This is a genomic window from Actinomadura sp. WMMA1423 (assembly GCF_006547145.1).
In the GTDB taxonomy this organism is placed as follows: domain Bacteria; phylum Actinomycetota; class Actinomycetes; order Streptosporangiales; family Streptosporangiaceae; genus Spirillospora.
Genome location: NZ_CP041244.1, coordinates 8,673,885 through 8,692,560 on the forward strand (window position 1 = coordinate 8,673,885; position 18,676 = coordinate 8,692,560).

20 protein-coding genes are annotated in these 18,676 nt (G+C 73.8%); 11 read left to right on the plus strand and 9 right to left on the minus strand.

Translation table 11 applies throughout. The annotated features are described in order from the left end of the window. Positions 1-167: 167 nt before the first annotated feature. Positions 168-956, minus strand: a complete 789-nt coding sequence (locus FKD65_RS39960; protein WP_302931626.1) for an SAM-dependent methyltransferase — start codon at positions 954-956, stop codon at positions 168-170. 127 nt (positions 957-1,083) lie between these two features. Between FKD65_RS39960 and FKD65_RS39965 the strand changes: the two genes are divergently transcribed. Further along, on the plus strand, positions 1,084-2,415 hold the full coding sequence (locus FKD65_RS39965; RefSeq protein ID WP_141584743.1) for a cytochrome P450: 1,332 nt from the start codon (positions 1,084-1,086) through the stop codon (positions 2,413-2,415). Positions 2,416-2,440: 25 nt separating this feature from the next. Then, complete coding sequence (locus FKD65_RS39970; protein ID WP_141584745.1) at positions 2,441-2,980, plus strand: YciI family protein; 540 nt, start codon at positions 2,441-2,443, stop codon at positions 2,978-2,980. A gap of 51 nt (positions 2,981-3,031) precedes the next feature. On the opposite strand, the gene lexA is transcribed toward FKD65_RS39970, so the two are convergent. From lexA to FKD65_RS39985, 3 genes are all read right to left on the minus strand, one after another. Then, positions 3,032-3,694 carry a transcriptional repressor LexA gene (lexA, locus tag FKD65_RS39975; protein WP_141584749.1) on the minus strand — a complete coding sequence of 221 codons (663 nt, stop codon included), beginning with the start codon at positions 3,692-3,694 and terminating at the stop codon, positions 3,032-3,034. 83 nt (positions 3,695-3,777) lie between these two features. Next, entirely contained in the window at positions 3,778-4,446 is a 669-nt protein-coding gene (locus FKD65_RS39980) for a DJ-1/PfpI family protein (RefSeq protein WP_205718431.1), read from the minus strand. A gap of 9 nt (positions 4,447-4,455) precedes the next feature. Continuing rightward, positions 4,456-4,893: an LPXTG cell wall anchor domain-containing protein gene (locus FKD65_RS39985; RefSeq protein ID WP_240809840.1), complete on the minus strand. Its 438-nt coding sequence runs from the start codon at positions 4,891-4,893 to the stop codon at positions 4,456-4,458. A gap of 124 nt (positions 4,894-5,017) precedes the next feature. Between FKD65_RS39985 and FKD65_RS39990 the strand changes: the two genes are divergently transcribed. After that, positions 5,018-5,983, plus strand: coding sequence for a GlxA family transcriptional regulator (locus tag FKD65_RS39990; protein ID WP_141584751.1), 966 nt, complete (start codon positions 5,018-5,020; stop codon positions 5,981-5,983). 9 nt (positions 5,984-5,992) lie between these two features. Here FKD65_RS39990 and FKD65_RS39995 read toward each other — a convergent pair whose 3' ends face one another. Further along, on the minus strand, positions 5,993-7,003 hold the full coding sequence (locus tag FKD65_RS39995; protein WP_205718432.1) for a DUF5937 family protein: 1,011 nt from the start codon (positions 7,001-7,003) through the stop codon (positions 5,993-5,995). A 72-nt stretch (positions 7,004-7,075) separates the two neighbouring features. Between FKD65_RS39995 and FKD65_RS40000 the strand changes: the two genes are divergently transcribed. Together FKD65_RS40000 and FKD65_RS44640 are read left to right on the plus strand one after the other, a co-directional pair. Next, positions 7,076-8,143: a questin oxidase family protein gene (locus FKD65_RS40000; RefSeq protein ID WP_141584756.1), complete on the plus strand. Its 1,068-nt coding sequence runs from the start codon at positions 7,076-7,078 to the stop codon at positions 8,141-8,143. Between the two features lie 194 nt (positions 8,144-8,337). Continuing rightward, the gene (locus FKD65_RS44640; RefSeq protein WP_168221332.1) at positions 8,338-8,511 is read left to right on the plus strand and encodes a hypothetical protein; all 174 of its coding nucleotides are present in this window, start codon (positions 8,338-8,340) and stop codon (positions 8,509-8,511) included. A 116-nt stretch (positions 8,512-8,627) separates the two neighbouring features. On the opposite strand, the gene FKD65_RS40005 is transcribed toward FKD65_RS44640, so the two are convergent. Next, positions 8,628-9,008: a hypothetical protein gene (locus FKD65_RS40005; protein WP_141584758.1), complete on the minus strand. Its 381-nt coding sequence runs from the start codon at positions 9,006-9,008 to the stop codon at positions 8,628-8,630. A gap of 208 nt (positions 9,009-9,216) precedes the next feature. Between FKD65_RS40005 and FKD65_RS40010 the strand changes: the two genes are divergently transcribed. Both FKD65_RS40010 and FKD65_RS40015 read left to right on the plus strand, forming a co-directional pair. Then, positions 9,217-9,846 carry a ClpP family protease gene (locus FKD65_RS40010; protein ID WP_141584760.1) on the plus strand — a complete coding sequence of 210 codons (630 nt, stop codon included), beginning with the start codon at positions 9,217-9,219 and terminating at the stop codon, positions 9,844-9,846. Beyond that, on the plus strand, positions 9,843-10,445 hold the full coding sequence (locus tag FKD65_RS40015; protein WP_141584762.1) for a ClpP family protease: 603 nt from the start codon (positions 9,843-9,845) through the stop codon (positions 10,443-10,445). Before FKD65_RS40010 ends, FKD65_RS40015 begins: the two co-directional genes overlap by 4 nt. A 9-nt stretch (positions 10,446-10,454) precedes the next feature. On the opposite strand, the gene FKD65_RS40020 is transcribed toward FKD65_RS40015, so the two are convergent. After that, positions 10,455-10,826, minus strand: coding sequence for a helix-turn-helix domain-containing protein (locus FKD65_RS40020; RefSeq protein ID WP_141584765.1), 372 nt, complete (start codon positions 10,824-10,826; stop codon positions 10,455-10,457). 114 nt (positions 10,827-10,940) lie between these two features. Between FKD65_RS40020 and FKD65_RS40025 the strand changes: the two genes are divergently transcribed. The 3 genes from FKD65_RS40025 (at position 10,941) to FKD65_RS40035 (ending at position 14,003) form a co-directional block, all read left to right on the plus strand. Beyond that, positions 10,941-12,083, plus strand: a complete 1,143-nt coding sequence (locus FKD65_RS40025) for an FAD-binding oxidoreductase (protein WP_141584767.1) — start codon at positions 10,941-10,943, stop codon at positions 12,081-12,083. Between the two features lie 61 nt (positions 12,084-12,144). After that, positions 12,145-12,855, plus strand: coding sequence for a TetR/AcrR family transcriptional regulator (locus FKD65_RS40030; RefSeq protein WP_141584770.1), 711 nt, complete (start codon positions 12,145-12,147; stop codon positions 12,853-12,855). 95 nt (positions 12,856-12,950) lie between these two features. Further along, the gene (locus FKD65_RS40035; RefSeq protein WP_240809841.1) at positions 12,951-14,003 is read left to right on the plus strand and encodes an NAD(P)-dependent alcohol dehydrogenase; all 1,053 of its coding nucleotides are present in this window, start codon (positions 12,951-12,953) and stop codon (positions 14,001-14,003) included. Positions 14,004-14,012: 9 nt separating this feature from the next. Here FKD65_RS40035 and FKD65_RS40040 read toward each other — a convergent pair whose 3' ends face one another. After that, positions 14,013-14,885 carry a DMT family transporter gene (locus tag FKD65_RS40040; protein WP_141584773.1) on the minus strand — a complete coding sequence of 291 codons (873 nt, stop codon included), beginning with the start codon at positions 14,883-14,885 and terminating at the stop codon, positions 14,013-14,015. 238 nt (positions 14,886-15,123) lie between these two features. Between FKD65_RS40040 and FKD65_RS40045 the strand changes: the two genes are divergently transcribed. Further along, positions 15,124-17,172: a right-handed parallel beta-helix repeat-containing protein gene (locus FKD65_RS40045; protein ID WP_141584775.1), complete on the plus strand. Its 2,049-nt coding sequence runs from the start codon at positions 15,124-15,126 to the stop codon at positions 17,170-17,172. 9 nt (positions 17,173-17,181) lie between these two features. Here the strand turns inward: FKD65_RS40045 and FKD65_RS40050 are convergent, their stop codons facing one another. After that, on the minus strand, positions 17,182-18,651 hold the full coding sequence (locus FKD65_RS40050; protein ID WP_168221334.1) for a serine hydrolase: 1,470 nt from the start codon (positions 18,649-18,651) through the stop codon (positions 17,182-17,184). Positions 18,652-18,676: the final 25 nt, after the last annotated feature.

Below are 18,676 nucleotides of genomic sequence, written 5' to 3' on the forward strand. Positions count from 1 at the left end.
CAAGCGCGCCTCTCGTAGGGGCCCTCGCGCTCTGCCATATACCGTGCGCTGCAAGGTATACGGCAGAGGCCCCGCTAGATACGGGCAGCCCGTCCCTGAAAGGGATGCCTTAACCCTTTTTTCCGGGCTTGTCCGAAATGCCGTCACAATGGTTCGCGGGCCGGGGGTCAGCGCTTTCGGCCCACCCCCGCGTAGCACCATTGGCGGTCCGCGCGCGGCGGCACGACCGACCCCGGATCGGGGCGCCACATCGACAGGGTGGAGAGGCCGGGCTCGACGAGTTCGAAACCGTCGAACAGCCGGGTGACGGCCGCGCGGCCGCGCAGGGTGATCTGGTACGTGGCCCGCTCGTACACCGCGCCCGCGTGCCGGACCCTGCTGTCGGCGTCGAAGTCGCCCGTCACGTGCGAGACCGCCAGGTAGCTGCCGGGGGCCATCGCGTCGCGGAGCCGCGCCACGATCCCGGGCGGGTCGTCGCCGTCGCCGATGAAGTGCAGCACCGCCAGCATCAGCACGGCGACCGGCCGGTCGAAGTCGATGAGCCCGTTCAGCTCGGCGTTCGCCAGGATCTCGCCCGGCCGGCGGGCGTCGCCCTGGATGACGGTCACGTGCGGCGTCCCCGCCAGCAGCGCCCGCCCGTGGACCAGCACGACCGGCTCCACGTCGACGTATACCACGCGGGCACCGGGCGCGACCTGGTGCGCGATCTCGTGCACGTTGCCCTGGGTGGGCAGGCCCGAGCCGATGTCGACGAACTGCCGGATCCCCGACTCGGCGAGGAACCGCACCGCGCGCCGCAGGAAGGCGCGGTTCTCGCGCGCCATGAACGGGGTGTCGGGGGCGTGCCGGACCACCTCCTCGACGGCCTCCCGGTCGGCGGCGTAGTTGTCCTTGCCGCCCAGGAGGTAGTCGTACATTCGCGGGACGTTCGGCGTGTGCGGATCGACGGTGTCCAGCGTCCTCTCCCCGGCTCGCGGCGTCGCGACCTCCGGCCTGGGAAATGTCGCGAAGTTACCCGGGACATGTAAGCATTGTGATCAACTCGGAAACAACCGAAACGACGATGCCAATGCGGGAGCGCTAATGCGAGGCGACGCCGGCACCCCATCGCACATCCCCGGCCCGCCCGCGCGGGACGACGGGTCCGCCGCCATCGCGGCGGCCGGAGGGCTGCACGAGTACCAGTTGAGGCTGCACGCCGAGTACGGGCCGGTGGTGCGGTTCCCGCTGCCCGGAGCGGGCCTGGCGGTGTCGGTGGCCGATCCGGTCCTTCTGGAGGCGACCGCCAGGATCGACAAGCGTCCGGAGAAGCTGTTCGAGTTCCTGGCGCCCCTCCAGGAGTCGGGCAACCTTCAGACGATCCCGGCGGACGAGCACGGCCCCTGGCGGCGGGTGATGCTGTCGGTGCTGGCCGGGCGCCCCTCGCACGAGGCGCACTTCGAGGGCTTCACCGCGCTCGCCGCCGAGCTGGCCGACCGCTGGGAGGCGCAGGAGGGGCCGGTCGCGCTCCAGCAGGACCTGAGCGAGCTGTCGCTGCGCATGATCTGCCGGTACGCGCTCGGCAGCGTCCTGGAGTCCCCGGACTCGGCCGCGCGGGTCGTGTCCGCGTTCGAGACCGTCCTCACCGAGTACATGGGGCAGGCCGGGGACGGGGAGGGGAGCCGCGCCCGCGAGGCCCTGGCCTACCTGCGCGCCACCGTCGACCAGGTGCTCACCGCGCACCGCGAACGCGGCGGCTCCGCGCAGGCCGGGCGCAGCGACCTCATCGCGGCGCTGGCCGAGGCGGGCGAGTCCCCGGCCCGGATCCGCGACACGGTCCTCATGACGATGCTCGCCGCCCACCACACCACCGGCGTCGCCATCTCCTGGACGCTGTACCTGCTGGGCCGGCACCCGGACGTGGCCGAGCGCGTCGTCGAGGAGCTGGACCGGGTGCTCGGCGACCGGCCCGTCCCCGAGTACGGCGACCTCAGGCGGCTGACCTACCTGGACATGGTGGTCCGCGAGACCATGCGGCTGTACCCGCCGGGACCCTACGGCGCGCGGGAGGCCACCGAGGACGTCGAGCTCGGCCAGTACACCGTCCCGGCCGGTACGACGATCTTCTATCCGTTCTGGGCCGTGCACACGAACCCCGACCACTGGCCCGACCCGCACACGTTCGACCCGGAGCGGTTCGCGCCGGAGGCGTCCGCCGGGCGGCCGCGCCTGGCCTACATCCCCTTCGGGATCGGCCCGCGCAGCTGCGAGGGCGCCGCGCTCGCGATGGTGGAGGCCCAGCTCGTCCTGGCCGTCCTGCTCAGGCGCCTGGCGTTCCGGCCGGTGCCGGACCGGACGGTCACGCCCATCGAGCGGTTCGTCCTCTGGGCCGCCGAGGACATCCACATGACCGTGCGCCCGCGCGAGCCCGCCTGAGCCCGGCGGCTGGTAGAAATCCCGGATGGAGTTCTTCTGCTACCACCGTGACCGCCCCGGCTCGGAGCGGCTGCGCCACGAACTGCTGGAGGAGCACTGGTCCTACATGGACCGGTTCGACAAGGAACTGATCGCTCGCGGCCCGACCTTCGCGGGCGACGTCCTGACCGGCAGCATCCACATCGTCGACCTGCCGGACCCCGCCGCCGCCCGGGCGTTCGCGTTCGACGAGCCCTGCTACCAGGCCGGGGCGTACCGGGACGTCATGGTGCGCCGGTGGCGCAACACGCTGGGCCGCACGATGTGGGAGTTCCCCGGCGGCCGGACCGGCGGCGACCGCTTCCTCGTCATCGGCCTGGGGGAGGGGGAGGCCGCCGACCTGGAGGCTCCGCCGAACGACGACCTGATCGCCTTCGGCCCCCTGCTCTCCGACGACGGCTCCGCCTGGCTCGGCACGGTCGCCCTGCTGCGCGCCCCGGACCCGGACACGGCCCGCACGGTCCTGACCGAGGACCGCTACGCCGCCGTCGAGGTCCACGCCTGGGAGTTCGGCGGACGCCGCTGACACCCGCACCCGCCGCCGACCGGACCCGTTCCGGCCGGCGGCGGATCGCGGTCAGACGTTGCGGAGCACCGAGACGACGATGCCGAGGACGGCGGCCTCGTCGCCGTCGATGACCTCGTAGGCGGGGTTGCGCGGTTCGAGCAGGACGTGGCCGTCGCGGCGCCGGTACACCTTCACGGTGGCCTCGCCGTCGATCATGGCGGCGACGATCTGGCCCGAGTGGGCCTCCGGCTGCCGGCGCACCACGACGATGTCGCCGTCGCAGATCGCGGCATCGATCATCGAGTCGCCCCGCACGCGAAGGCCGAACACGGTGCCGCGCCCGGTGAGCTCGCGGGGCAGCACCAGCGTGTCGTCGGCGTGCTCCTCGGCCGGGATGGGCACGCCGGCCGCGATGTCCCCGACCACGGGGACGGTCACCGGGCCGTCGCCGGACTCCCGCGCCGGACGCTCGGGCAGGAACATGCGCACGTCGATCGGCCGGGCCACCGCGGCGCCGCGCCGCAGGAACCCCTTGTCCTCCAAGCTCGCCAGGTGGCGCGAGACCGACGAGGGCGACCGCAGGCCGACGGCGTCGCCGATCTGGCGGGTGCTCGGCGCGTACCCGTACCGGACCGCCCAGTCGCGGATCATCGCGAGGATCCGCTGCTGGCGCGGGGGCAGCGCGGAGGCGTCCAGGTCCCCGAACGGATCAAGATCATTGTAGGCGGTCACCCGTGGAATTGTAGGGGCGCCGCCGCCCGCGGCGCGGCCGGGACGCGCCCCCGGCGGCGCCCCCGCGGCCGCCGGGGCGCCGGTCATCGCCCTCGTGTCGCGGCCTCCAGCGCGGCCGCCTCGTACTCGGCGGCCAGCTCCACGACGTCCTCGGGTGCGCGCGCCGGAGAACCCGCGTCGAACGGAGGCCGCGGGTCGTACTCGGCCCAGAGCTGCACGGCCTGGGCGGTCCGGGTGTCGGTGAGGAGCTCGACGAGGCGCAGTGCCATGTCGATCCCGCTGGAGACGCCCGCGGCGGTGACGATGCGGGCCTCCTCCTCGACCACCACGCGCTCCTGCGCGGGGACGGCCCCGAAGACGGGGAGCTTGTCCAGGTGCCGGTAGTGGGTGGTCGCGCGCAGCCCCTTGATGAGGCCGGCGGCACCGAGGATGAGCGACCCGGAGCAGACGGAGGTCGTCCAGCGGGTCGTGGCGTGGACCTCGCGGAGCCAGTCCGTGAGCGTCCCTTCGAGGACGTGCACGGTGCCGGGGCCTCCGGGGACGACCACCACGTCCGGTCGCGGTGCCTCGCCGAATCCGACGGCGGGCAACTGGAGGGCTCGGCAGTCGTCGCGCACGAGGCCCGCCCGCTCGGCGGCGAACACCACGTGCACGCCGGGGGTCAGCGCGAGCATCTGGTACGGGCCGACGACGTCCAGGGCGGTGAAGCGGTCGTACAGCGGGATGACGACCTCGATCTCAGGAGTGGTCATGGCGGCGGCTCAGTGGTGGTACTCGCGCCGGCGCCGGAGCAGCACGGCGAGCATCGCGACCATCATCAGGACGTGCGCGGCCGTCATGAACGCCATCCCGCTCATGGCGCCGGCCCAGACGAGCGGGACCAGCAGCGCCGGCACGTACATCGCGGCGCACATCTCCAGCGTGCAGGCCCAGCCGTGGCGGCGCAGACGCATCCAGGCGGCCATGCCGACCGCCATGTCGGTGGCCATGAGCAGGTAGTGGGCGCCCGGGTGCGAGTCGAACGCGACCGTGAGCCCGAGCAGCCCGCGGAGCGCGCCGAAGACGATCATCCCGGCGAACATCGCGAGCACCATCTCGACGTAGTGCAGGGCGAGGCGCGACCACGCGGCGCGCGCGGGGGCGGGGCCGGGGGCGGGGGCGGGAGTCCGCATATCGGAGTCCAGAGTTCGGGTAGCCATGGCCTCACTTTCGGCGTGCCGGGGAGCCGCGGGCCAGTACCGGACGCGGGGAGGTCCGAAAACTTGGGGTACCCGTCTACCGGACACAGGCGATAGGTGCGCCGGCGGGCCTTAACGTGGCGGTATGCACGAACTGCGCCGCGTCCTCGTGGTGGGATACCACGCGGCCGAGCTGCTGGACATCGCCTGCGTCGTCTCGGCGCTCCAGACGGCCAACTTCCTGAACCGGCGCGGGGTCTACGAGGTCTCGCTCGCCTCGCCGGGCGGCCGGCCGATCCACACCGGGACGGGCCTGACGCTCCAGGCGCAGTGCTCGCTGGAGCGCGTCACCGGGCCGCTCGACACCCTGGTGGTGTCCGGGGGCATCGGCTATGTCGACGCGATGGAGGACGGGCGGCTCGTCGCGCACGTGCGCAGGCTCGGCCTGGAGTCCCGCCGCGTGGCCTCGGTGTGCACCGGCGCCGGGGTGCTCGCGGCCGCCGGGCTCCTGGACGGGCGGCGCGCGTCGACGCACTGGGAGCACGCCGACTTCCTGGCGGGCCGGTTCCCGGCCGTCGAGTTCGACAGCGGGCCGATCTTCGTGTCCGACGGGCGGGTCTGCACGTCCGCCGGCGTGACCGCCGCCCTGGACCTCACCCTGTCGTTCATCGAGGCCGACGTGAGCCCGGACCTGGCCCGGAACGTGTCGCGGCAGCTCGTCACGTACCTGCAGCGGCCCGGCAACCAGGCGCAGATGAGCATGTTCACAGCGCCCTCGGCGCGCCACTCCCTGGTCCAGGACGCCGTCGCGCACATCGCCGGCAACCCCGGCGCGGACCTTTCGACGGCGGCGCTGGCGGCGCGGGCGGGGATCAGCCGGCGTCATCTGGCGAGGCTGTTCATGGCCGAGCTCGGCATGAGCCCGGGCCGGTTCGTGCGCCGGGCGCGGGGCGAGGCGGCGGCGCACCTGCTGACCGGCACGACGCTGACCGTGGAGACGATCGCCGCGCGCTGCGGGTTCGGCAGCGAGGAGGCGCTGCGCCAGGCGTTCCGCGGCCTCTACGGCGTCTCGCCCTCCCACTACCGCGCCACGCAGAGCACGGCCCGGTGACCCGGCGGCTCAGCGGCCCGCCAGCAGCCGGTCGCCCAGCTCCGTCCTGGAGTACAGGACGCGCCGCCCGTCGCGCCGCGCCGTCAGCAGGCCCGCCGCCCGCAGGGCCTGGAGGTGCGCGTTGACCGAGGGCGCCGAGAGCGCGAGCTGCGCGGCGGCCTGGGTGGTCGACATGGGGAGGTCCAGCTGCGCCAGCAGGGCCGCGCGCGTCCGCCCGAGCACCTCGGCGAGCGCGGCGGCGGCCGGGGTCGGCCGTGACGTCCAGAGCCGGCCGACGCCGCGGGGCGCGTAGGACACGGTCGGGACGTTCGGCCGCGCGGTGAGGACGATGACGTCCGGCCAGGCGAACGCGCACGGCACCAGGACCAGGCCCCGGCCGCCGAGGTCGGCGTGGCCCTCGTAGTCCTTCACGACCCGGATGGTGCCGTCCGCGAAGCCGACCGACGGGTGCAGGTCGCGCATCATCCGCTGGACGCCGCCGTCGGCGAGCGCCTGGAGCCGGTGGGCGACGTCGTCGTGGAGCACCGCTTCGATCCGCGCCCACTCCGGCGCGACGGCCGCCCGGTAGTAGGCCGCGAGCGCATCGGTGACCGGCCCGATCCCGGCGTCGGGCCGGTCGACGAGCGACTGCAGCAGGGCCCGGCGCCGCTCCCGCCCCTCGCCGCGCTGCGCCGCGCGGTGGCGGGCGAGGTGCGCGAGCTCGCGGGCCACCACCTCGGGGTCGGACGCGGCGACCTGCGCCAGGGCGTCCTCGAACGGAACCGTCCGCCGGGGCGGCGAGGGGACCAGGAAGTCGGGGATGTAGCCGGCGGGCCGCACCAGCGCCGTGAGCAACTCGACGGCATCCGCCGGCAGCCGCTCGCCGAGCCGGGCGCGGGCCCGCTCGCACCAGGCGCGGTGCAGGTGCCACCCGTCCCGCGCCGTCTGGAGGGCGCGCAGGCTGGCGACGCACTCCCACAGCGGCGACGACGCGAACCGGACCCGGCCGAGGTCGGCCGCCGTGAAATGCAGGTGGATCACTGGCAGCCCCCGTTCGATGAGGACACAGCCTAATCGTCGCGCCCGCCCCGAGGGCGGGCGGACACTGCCCGCATGACCACTTCGCATGACCTGCTCCTCGAGTCCTACCAGCGCCTCCACGCCTACGGCCCGGAGTTCGGCGGCGACGAGGAGGGGAACCACGGGCTGACCAACCACGGGCCGATGGCGGTCGAGGTCATCGTGCGGCGCGGCCTGGACGTCGACGTCGACCGCTGGCTCGACCGCTACGTGCGGCGCCTCGCGGAGCTCCCCCCGTCCGGCACGGAGATCTCCCGGCGCGACTGGCGCGCGGCGCTCGGGTCCGCCCGCCGCCTTCCGGCCTGGACGCGCCTCTTCCGCGCCGAACTGCGCGAGCGGCCGTGGACGGACGTGCTCACCGAGTGGTGGCCCCGCCTGCTCCCCGGCATGGTGGCCGGCTCGACCCACGGCGTCATCCGGGTCGGGCACGCCGTACGGGCCCTGCGCGCCGCGCCCGGCGTCCCGCCCGCGCCGGAGGCGCTCGATGAGCTCGCGCACGGGCTCGCCTTCTGGGCCGCCCGGTACCGCGAGCTGCCCGGAGCCGTCCCTCCGGCGGGAGCGCTCGCACCGGCCGACGCCCTGCGCGGCGTCGCGCGCCTGGCGGACCAGAGCGGATACATCGCGCACCGGCTGGACCGGCTCGCCGGGACGCCCGGCTGGCCTTCCAGCGTCCGCCGGCTCCGCGGGGCGGGGTCGGCGGAGGAGGTGCCCGAGCGCCTCGAATCCCTGGTCGACGCGGCGGTCGAGGCCTACCTCGGGCTCGGCCACGCGGCCCCTGTGCTGCTGGTGCACGCCGCCACGGCCCCGAACGCCGTCCGGCACGTCCTGCCGGTGCTGCCGGCGCGGCTGTGGACGGGCAGCCTCGCGGCCGCGTGGGCGGCGGCCGCCGCGATCGTCGCGACCTACGCCCCGGCGGACCCGGCTCCGCACCCGGAACCCGCCGGGCTGACCGCGTCGGCCGCGCTGGAACGCGCGGCCCACCACGGCGACGAGCACGTCCTGAAGTTCACCGACACCGCGCTGGAGGCCTTCGACCGGACAGGCGACCCGTCCCACCTCGCGGCCGCCGCCCACGCCGCCACCCTGATCGCGAGCCCCTAGCCGATGCGCTCAGTCCGGCTCCGGCACCAGGTGGCGTCCAGCGCGCGGACGATGCCGAAGTCGATGGAGGCGGTGACGAGCCACGGCGGATCGGCGCCGTGCGCGCGCGCCGGGCCGGAGACCAGGGGAATGTTTAGACGGGGGAAGGAGCGGTAGAGCGGAGCGACTGCTTCGGTCGCTCGGGGAGACTAGCCATGCCACCTTCAGAACAGCCCTTCGGCGACCAGGCGTCCGTGCCCGAGAACCTGCCCGGCGACGAGGACGGCGGGCTCCCGCCCAGCGCCGCCGATCGCTACGCCTCCTTCGACGCGACGACCGCGCCCACCTTGGCAGCCCGGTCGCCGCTCACCGCGGCGAACCCCTCCTGACACCAGGCGGTATGTGCGGGGACCAGGTGCGGGTGGCCTCCTGACTGAGGACGGGCGTGGTCACCGGCCCGCCCCGCGCCGGCCCCGCCCAGGCCGACGCGCGCGCCTCCTGGCGCTCACTCCTCGCCGGCCGTCCTGTCCCCGGCGGTGCCGCTCGCGCCGGTCCCGAGGTGCCGGACGCGCCGCTCGACGTCCCTGCGTGCGCCGCCGGTCTCGGGCGCCGGGTCCGTCCCGAGCGTCCCGGCGGCCCCGCTCGCACCCGTGCCCACGCTCTGGACGCGCCGCCGCACGTCCTCCTGGGCCTGCGCCCCCTCGGACTCCGGCGCACGGTCCCCGAGGGCGCCGTGCCCGCCCGTCCCGAGGTGCTGGACGCGCTCCCGGACGTCGGCGTCGGCGCCGCCGCCCGGCCCGGCCTCCGTCTCGAGCGTCCCGGGCCGGTCGCTCGCGCCGGTGCCGACGCGCTGGACGCGCCGCTCGACGTCCCGCCCGGCGTCCATGCCGCTGGTCTCCTCGCCCAAAGCCGCCCCCCGCGTCCGTCTCGACCCCACGTCCGGAAACCTCCTGATACCCGCTCTGACCAGGGAACAAGCGCCGGCGCGCGAAGGAACGCCGTCCCGTCCCGGGCACGGTGGCGCTGCTCTGAGCGGATCCGCCGAGGGCGGATCGGGCTGTGACCGGTGTGCGCGCGGGCGCAGAGTGAAGGGCATGAGCGAGGAACAGGCAATCCCGATGTTCAACGAACGAGTACGGCGCGAGCTCTACCAGCAGCGCGTCCTCGTGCTGGACGGCCCACTGGACGACGACAACGGCACCCTGCTGGCGACGCAGCTGATGACCCTGGCGAGGGAGGACTCCTCGACCGACATCGCGCTGTGGATCCACTCGCCCGGCGGGTCGGTGCCGTCGATGCTCGCGATCCGCGACGTCATGAGGCTCATCCCGTGCGACGTGTCCACGCTGGTGCTCGGCATCGCCTACAGCGCCGGGCAGTTCCTGCTGTCGTCCGGCACCCCCGGCAAGCGCCGCGCCATGCCCCACGCCCGCGTGCTGATGCACCAGGGGTCCGCCGGGATCGGGGGCGCCGCCGTCGACATCGAGCTCCAGGCCAACGACCTGCGCCACACCCGTGACACGGTGCTCGGGCTCATCGCCGAGGACACCGGCCAGCCCATCGAGCGCGTATTCGAGGACTCCCTGCACGACCGCTGGTACACGGCGCGCGAGGCGATGGAGTACGGGTTCATCGACGCGATCGTCAGCACGTTCGACGAGGTCATGCCCACCCGCCGCCGGCCCGTCGGGCTCGGCGCGCCGTCCGGAGGAGACGCCCGATGAGCACCTACACGATCCCGAACGTCATCGCGCAGCACCCCCGCGGTGAACGGATCATGGACGTCTACTCGCACCTGCTGACCGAGCGGATCATCTACCTCGGCACGGCCATCGACGCGGGCGTCGCGAACGCCCTCGTGGCGCAGCTGCTGTACCTGGAGTCCGACAACCCCGAGCGCGACATCCAGCTCTACATCAACTGCGAGGGCGGGGACCCGAGCGCGATGCTCGCCGTGTACGACACGCTGCGCTACATCCGGGCGCCGGTGGCCACGACGTGCGTGGGGCAGGCGGTCGCGGTCGGAGCCGTGCTGCTGGCCGCGGGGAACCCCGGCAAGCGCGCGGCGCTGCCCCACACCCGCGTCGTCCTGCACCAGCCGATAGGGCAGGGCCGCGGGGCCATCCCGGACCTCATCCTCCAGGCCGACGAGGTCGTCCGGGTGCGCGCCGACATCGAGAGCATCCTCTCCCGGCACACCGGGCAGGACATCGCGACCCTGCGCGCCGACACCGACCGGGACCGGGTGTTCACCGCGCACGCGGCGCTGGAGTACGGCCTCATCGACCACGTCCTCGAGGAACGGCAGCCGATGCCCGCGTGACCGGGCCGGCTACGCGGCGAGGGCGTACGCCGCCTGGCAGGTCGGGCCGGCCGGAGCCGATCCGGCCGGCACGGCCAGCAGGGTCGTCGCGATCGCCAGCGTCAGATCGCCGAGCGTCACGTCCAGGGCGCCGGCGACCGCTGCGATCATCTCGCTCGACGGCTCCTTGACGCCGCGCTCCATCTCGGAGAGGTACTGCGGCGAGACCCCGGCCCGCCGGGCGGTCTCCACCAGGATCTCCCCGCGTTCGAGCCGCAGCCGCCGCAGGCACTGGCCGAGCGCGTCGCGCCACAGCGGCTCCGCCGGGCCGCGCTCCGCGGACGGCTCGCGGGGCGTCTCGATGTCGTCGGCGGGCGTGAGCGGTCGCGCGGTCTCGGCCATGCGCACATCGTAGATCGGCGATCCCGCCGGTCCCAGGAATTCCGCCCACCGCAGAACGGCCCCGAGGGCCGGGCGGCCCTCGCCTCCTCTGGAAACGGGTGCCATTCTGGGGGCATGCGCGTACTGGTCGTGGGTGCGGGGATCATCGGTGCCGCCCTCGTGGACCGGCTCACCCGTCCGGCGGCCGGCGGACCCGCGCACCCGGTGCCCGAGGTCACGGTGGTGGAGGCGGAGGAGCCCGGCGCCGGGACGTCCGGTACGAGCTACGCCTGGATCAACGCCAACAACCCCTTCGACCCGTCCTACCACCGGTTCCGGACGGCGGCGATGTCCGCCTGGCGCGACCTGGCGGCGGAGTTCGGCGACCCGGCCTGGTACCGCCCGTCGGGCAACATCACCTGGGCGGCCACCGACGACGCCGGGGAGCGGCTGGCCGACCGGGTCACCCGTCTCACGGCCCTCGGGTACGCGGCCGACCTGATCGGCCCCGAGCAGGCGCGTGAGAGGGAGCCGCACATCCGCGTGCCAGAGGACGCGCTCATCGCGCACTACCCCGACGAGGGCCACGTGTTCGGAGGCCCCGCCGCGCGAGCGCTGGCCGACCGCGCCCGGGAGTCGGGCGCCGTCTTCGTGACGGGCCACCGCGCGACGCGCCTCAACACGGGCGGCGACCGCGTGACCGGAGTGCGCCTGGACGACGGCCGCGACCTCGACGCCGACCTCACGATCTGCGCCGCGGGATGGCGGGGCCCCAAGCTCCTGGCCACCGCCGGAGTCACCCTCCCGCTGGTCGACCCGTCCGAGCCGGGCTCCGCGGCTCCCTGCCTCGTCGCCATCACGTCCGCGTCGCGGACCGTCGTCAACGGCCTCGTCCACGCCCCCGGCCTGTCCGTCCGGCAGTCCGAGACCGGCGGACTGAACCTGGAGGCCGACGACCTGGACGCCGGCGTCGACGAGTCCGCCTCCCCGGAGCTCGTCCAGGCGGTGGGCGGCGAACTGCACGCCCGCGCCCGCGCGCTCATCCCGACCCTGACGGCGGACGTCGCCGAAGTGCGGCGCTGCGTCCGCCCGTTGCCGGCGGACGGCTACCCGCTCGTCGGCGTCCAGGCCCCCGGCCTCTACACGGTCGTCACCCACAGCGGCATCACCCTCGCCCCCCACCTGGCCGCCCTGGTCGCCCAGGAGATCAACGGCACCCCGTCCCCGTCCCTCGCCCCCTACCGCCCCGACCGCGCCCGCCCCCTCCCGCGGCACTGAACGAAGCGCGGCCCGGGGGAGACTTACCGTGTACGGGTAGAGTGCGTCGGGAGGAAGATCCATGACCCCACGGACCGACGCCGACGAGGTGGCCGAGCGGCCGCGCATCCCGCTGAGCCGCAGGCGGGTGCTGCGTGCGGCCGTCGCGCTCGCCGACCGCGACGGGCTCGATTCGCTCACCATGCGCCGGCTCGCCCAGGAGGTCGGGGTCGAGGCGATGTCGCTGTACCACCACGTCGCCAACAAGGGGGCCGTCTACGACGGCCTCGTCGAGGCGGTCCTCGACGAGATCATGGCGGCGGTGGAGGCGGCCGACGCCCCGCCCCCCGAGCAGGACTGGCGCGCAGCGCTGCGCGCGCGGATCCTCGCCGCCAGGGTCGTCCTCCTCCGCCACCGCTGGGCCCCGCAACTGCTCGCCGCCCGGCCCGACATGAGCCCCGCCGTCATCGCCTACTACGACCACGTCGTGGGCCTCCTCCGGGCGGGCGGCTTCTCCTTCGACCTGGCCCACCGCGCGCTGCACGTCCTGGGCAGCCGCGCACTCGGGTTCGCCCAGGAGCTGTTCCAGCCCGGCGACGCCCCGGCCGCCGCCGACGCCGCGATGATGGAGCAGATGGCCGACCGGTTCCCGAACCTCGCCGGGATGCTGGCGGACGCCGTCCACGACGACCCGGACGGCACCCTGGGCTTCTGCGACGACCAGTTCGAGTTCGAGTTCGCCCTCGACCTGATCCTCGAGGGCCTGGAACGGCGCCGCGCCGCCGGCTCCTGAGCGGCCCCGCTGAACCGGCCAAGACCCCGTTCACACCCGATGTCTCCCTATCTCCCCCCTTGACTGCCTTACGTCGTACGATTACCTTACGACGTATGAGAACCTTACGGCGTACGACGCTCGAACGGCCCGACACCCGCCAGGAGGAGCACCGGAAGGAAGCCGCCATGAAGGCCTGGACCTGGGACCGCTACGGCCCGACCGACGTGCTGACGCTCAGGGACGTCGCCGAGCCTTCCATCGGCCCGGACGAGGTGCTGGTGCGGGTGCGGGCGGCGTCGGTCAACCCCTACGACTGGCGCCACATGCGGGCCGATCCGAAGCTGGTGCGGCTCAGCTGCGGGCTGCGGCGGCCGAGGCCCGGCCTCGTCCTCGGCGCCGACCTCGCCGGCGTCGTGGAGCGGACGGGCGACGCGGTCACCGGGCTGCGGCACGGCGACGAGGTCTTCGGGGAGGTCCGACTGGGCTCGTTCGCCGAGGCCGTCGCCGTCCCGGCGGACCGGCTGGCCGTCAAGCCCGCACGCCTCACCTTCGAGCAGGCGGCGTCGGTCTCCATGGCCGCGCACACCGCACTGCAGGGACTGCGCGACACCGGGAGGATCTCCGCCGGGCAGCGGGTCCTCGTCAACGGCGCCTCCGGCGGCATCGGCACGTTCGCCGTCCAGCTCGCCAAGGCGTTCGGGGCCGAGGTCACCGGAGTGTGCAGCACCCGCAACCTCGAACTGGTCCGCTCCCTGGGCGCGGACCACGTCGTGGACTACACCCGCGACGACTTCACCGGGCGGGAGGCGCGCTACGACCTGCTCATGGACATCGTGGGCGACCGTTCGCTGGCCCGGCTGCGGCGCTGCCTGACCTCCCGCGGGACGCTCGTGATCGTCGGCGGCATCGCCTCGCCGCGCGGCGGGCTGCTGGGGCCCGCGGGGCAGATCGTCCGCGGGGCCCTGGCCTCGCCGTTCGTCAGCCAGCGCATCGCCGCCGTCAGCTGGAAACCGAACTCCGCCGACCTGCGGTTCCTGGCCGGGCTGATGGAGGAGGGGCGGGTCACGCCCGTCATCGACCGGACCTACCCGTTCGCCGAGATCCCCGAGGCGCTCCGCTACCTCGAGCGCGGCCGCGCCCGAGGCAAGGTCGCCATCGCGTTCTGACGCCGGCGGTCAGGCCATCGCGATGGCCGCTATCCCGGCCAGCACCACGGCCGAGCCCGCCAGCCGCCGGACGGCGTGCGCCTCGCCCAGCACCCGCCACGCGGCCAGCCCGCCGAGCACGATGCTCAGCTCGCGGGCCGGGGCGACCAGGCTGACCGGCGCGACCTGGAGCGCGTAGAGCACGAGCAGGTACGCCACCGGCGACAGCAGGCCGATGGTCAGCGCTTCGCGGCGGTGGTCGCGCCACAGCCGGGCGACCCGCGCCCTGTCCCGCAGCGCGACCGGGGCCAGGAGCAGGCTCTGGACGAGGGCGCCGGAGCCGAAGTAGACCAGCGGCGGGACCGCGAGCCCGGTCACCGAATGGGCGTCCCACAGCGTGTAGCCGGCGATCAGGACGCCCGTCAGCACCCCGTAGAAGACGCCCGCGCGGCGCCGCGCGGGCGAGGCGCCGTCCTGCGCCTGCGCGCCGCTGCTGACGACCAGGACACCGGCGATCACCAGGAGCGCGCCGACCAGCCCCGGCGCGCCGGGGTCCTCACCGAGGAACAGGACCGCCGCCAGCACCGACAGCAGCGGTCCCGTGCCCCTGGCCAGGGGATACACGACCGACAGGTCGCCGACCGCGTAGCCGCGCTGGAGAGCGATTCCATAGACCACGTGCAGGGCCGCGGTCACCAGCGCCGCGATGAGCCAGGTCCATTCGGGACGCTGAGGGGACAGGACCAGGAAGACCACCGCCGCCGGCGCGAACACGGCGGCCGCAACGGAGTAGTAGAGGAAGACGAAGGACGCTCCGCCGTTCCCGACCCGTTTCGCGGAGAAGTTCCAGAAGGCGTGCACGGCCGCCGCGACGAGAACGAGCGAGAGGGCCCAGCCGTCCAAGAGGTGACCTTTCCCCGGGCCCTGCGATCGCGGACCCAGGCACTGCGGCGCCATCGTACTCGCCCGCGCTCCGAGCCCTCCGCCCGCCGAAAGCCGGCGGTGGCCGGTTGTGGACGTGTGACGGGATCTTTCAATGTGTCCGAAGTTACATTGAACGTGAAACACACTCATTTCTGCGCACTGCGGGACGCGGCGCGAGCATGCGCTCGGCTGAGGTCCCGGGGACGAGGGTTGGCTGATGGGCAGACGGTTTCTCGGCAGGCTCTGGTTGATCGTCGTCACCGCGTCCGGGCTGGTCCTCGGGCTGATGGCGAGCGCGGGCGCGCACATCGAGCGCCCCTCCTACTGGCCGCTGCCGGGCCCGGACTGCTCGGTCAGCCCCTGCGCGGGCGGCGCGGTGCCCAAGGCCCGGAGCCTGGCCTCGTCGATCGAGACGACCAAGGGCAGCACGACCCGCGTCGTGTGCAGGCCCGACTCGCTCAAGCTGCTGGACGCCTCGATCAAGCGGGCGCGGAAGTCGGGCTACAACATCAGGCCGCACGACCACCGGAGCTTCAGCGCCGCGGAGGCGCGGGAACTGGCGCGCGTCAACAAGGCCCTGGCCTCGCGGTGCCGGTACAGCGAGATCCAGCCCGCGGTGAACGACTCGGGCAACAACGACAGGGTCGTGGTCCTGCCGGGCGTCTACACCGAGCCCACCGCGCGCCAGAAGCCCACGCACGACAAGGCGTGCGACCCGTACAAGCTGAGCACCGGGGCGTACTCCTACCTCGGCGAGTACATGTGCCCGAACGACGCCAACCTCGTCGCCGTCCTGGGCCGTTCGCCCGGCTCCGGCAAGGACCCCGACCCGCCCCTGGTCGACCGGCACGGCGTCCCCAACCTCGGCAAGTGCGTCCGCTGCAACCTCCAGCTGGAGGGGTCGGGCGTCAGCGCGGACGACGTGGTCGTGGAGGCCGGCGACCCCGCCTCCGGCAACGGCGGCCCGCGCCGTTCGGCGAAGGACGTGGGCATCCGCGCGGACCGGGCCGACGGCTTCGTCCTGCGGAACGTCACCGTCCGGCACGCCGAGGAGCACGACATCTACGTGCTGGAGACCAACGGCTACCTGCTCGACCGGTTCAAGGCCTTCTACGCGGGCGAGTACGGCGTCCTCACCTTCGTCGAGGACCACGGCGTGATGCAGAACTGCGAGGCGGCGGGCAGCGGCGACTCCGGGCTCTATCCGGGGTCGGGCGCCAAGACCTCGGCGGGCCGCGACCCGAAGGTCTATCCGAAGGCGCGCTACAGCCAGGAGATCCGCTACTGCGACTCCCACCACAACACCAGCGGCTACTCCGGCACCGACGGCAGCGCCACATGGCTGCACCACAACAACTTCTACGACAACGCCCTGGGCTTCACGACCGACGTGTTCACCGCTGCGGGCCACCCCGGCTTCCCGCAGCAGGGCGACCTGATCGAGAACAACGACTTCTACGGCAACAACTTCAACCCCTACCTGCCCGGCAGCGACGTCGTGCCGTCCGTGCCTGTCCCCGTGGGCACCGGCATGTGGATCGCCGGCGGCGACGACAACGTCGTGCGCAACAACCGCTTCCACGACAACCGCAGGCGCGGCGCCATGCTGTTCGCCGTCCCCGACGCCTTCGTCTGCGGTCCGGGGAACAGCCCCATCACCGGCTGCGATCCGTTGAAGCTGTCCACCTCGCACCGCAACTCGTTCAGCGGCAACGCGATGAGCGGAAACGGCGTGGACTTCTGGTGGGACGCCTTCCCCGGCAACGTGGGCAACTGCTGGTACTCCAACGGCAAGGCCACCAGCTCGCCGAAGAGCCTGCCCGACTGCCTGAACGGCAAGCTCCCCTGGCTGAGCATCGGGCTCGGCAACCTGGAGAACGAGGCCGAGCTGTTCGTGTGCATGTCCGACCTGAAGCCCGGCGGCCCGTGCCCCTGGTTCAAGTCCCCGGCCGCCGCCGCGAAGGCCGCGCCCGCGGACGACCACGACCACGGCGCGGCGGGGGAGCTCAACGACGCGCTGCTCGCGGCCGTGACCTGCCACTCCTGGCAGGAGATGGACAGCGGTCAGCGCAACCACATGCTGGACAAGATGGCGGTGTTCATGGGCGGCCAGATCGACCACCCCGGGGCGCGCGGCACCACGCTCAGCAACCCGAAGGCGACCAAGGTCCTCGACAACGCCTGCGGGCTCCCGTTCGCCGGCCAGTTCAAGCTGTACAAGCTCTACGCCCGCGCGGCGGCGTTCACCCCGCAGGTCGCGCGCTGACCCGGCCCGCTACCGGTGGTCCGCCGCACGGGCGGGCCGCCGGGGCAGCGCGACGACCCGCGCGGTGCCGAGGGCGAGTCCGAGTATCCCGGCGGTGACGAGCCAGACCTCGGCGGCGGGCATGGCTAGGAACAGCTGCGTGTAGGAGAAGGCGCGGCCGGTCAACAGCAGCATCAGCCGGGGGAGGGCGATCACGAGGACGGCGGGCACCACCGGCCAGGCGATCTGCGGCGCCGTCAGGGCGAGCGTCCGCCACCGCCCCCGGGCGCGGGCCCGCTCCGTCCAGCGGCGGAGCCGGACCAGGGCCCTGGTCCGCAGGACGGCGGAGCCCAGGGTGAGGAGGCCGAGCAGCACCGCCGTGGCCCGTCCGTCCGGGAACCGGGCCGCGGCGGGACGGCGGCCGGACATGAGCGCGACCAGGCCCTCCTTGATCCCGTTCGTGTCGGCGAGCGAGTCGTTCACGGGGTACAGCAGAGCGACGCCGACCCGGCTCTCGGGCAGGACGACCTGGTCGGCGTAGAACGTCGACAGGACGCCGTTGTGCTCCAGCCGCCGCGGGCGGCCGGGCGGGCTGAACCAGCCCATCGCGTACCCGCCGTCCACCCCGGGCGGCGGCGTGTGCAGGGCCTGCATCCCGGCCGCGCTGAGCAGGGGCGAGGTTCCGCCCGCGTGCAGCGTCAGCCACCGGCTGATGTCGCGGGCGGTGGTGATGACCCCGCCGGAGCCGCCCACCAGCCCGGGGAGTTCGGGCCGCCCGACGGGGAAGCCGAACACCACGATCCCGCCATGGGCGAGACGCCTCCCGTCCTGCGCGGCCGTGACGGAGACCGTGTCGCGCATCCCGAGCGGCTCGAACACCGACAGGCGCAGCTCCTCGGAAAGAGACCGCCCGGAGACGACCTCCAGGACCCTCCCGAGGACCTGGTAGTTCAGGTCGCAGTAGTGGAAGGCGCGACCAGGCGAGTCGACGAGGCGCGCGTGCCGCAGGTCGGCGACCCGTCCCGCCAGGCTGGTCTGCCGGTCGCGGGCGATCCTGAGGAAACCGCCGTCACCGAGCCCGCTGGTCTGGTTCAGCAGCTCCCGGACGGTGATCCGCCCGCCCTCAGCGTCGGCGAGCCTGAACCCGGGAAGGTAGCGGCGGACGGGCTGGTCGAGCCCGATCTGCCCGGCCTCGACCCTGCGCATGACGGCGAACGCGGTGAAGGACTTGCTGAGCGAGCCGACACGGAACCGGGTTTCCGGACCGATCCGGTCACCCTCGCCGTCCCTGCCGTACCCCCGCACGAGAACGGTCGAGTCTCCCCGCGTGACGGCGAGCGCCGCCCCGGGCAACCGAGCACCCGCGAGCCGCCCCCGCACGAACCGGTCGACGTCCGCGGCCTCGGTGCCGGTGGCCGCCCGGACGGGCGCGGCGACCACCCCGAGGAACAAGGCCACGACCGCCGCCCCGATGACGACACGGCGCGACGCTTCAGGCATGGCCGTCCCCCCAAGCTGTCGACGA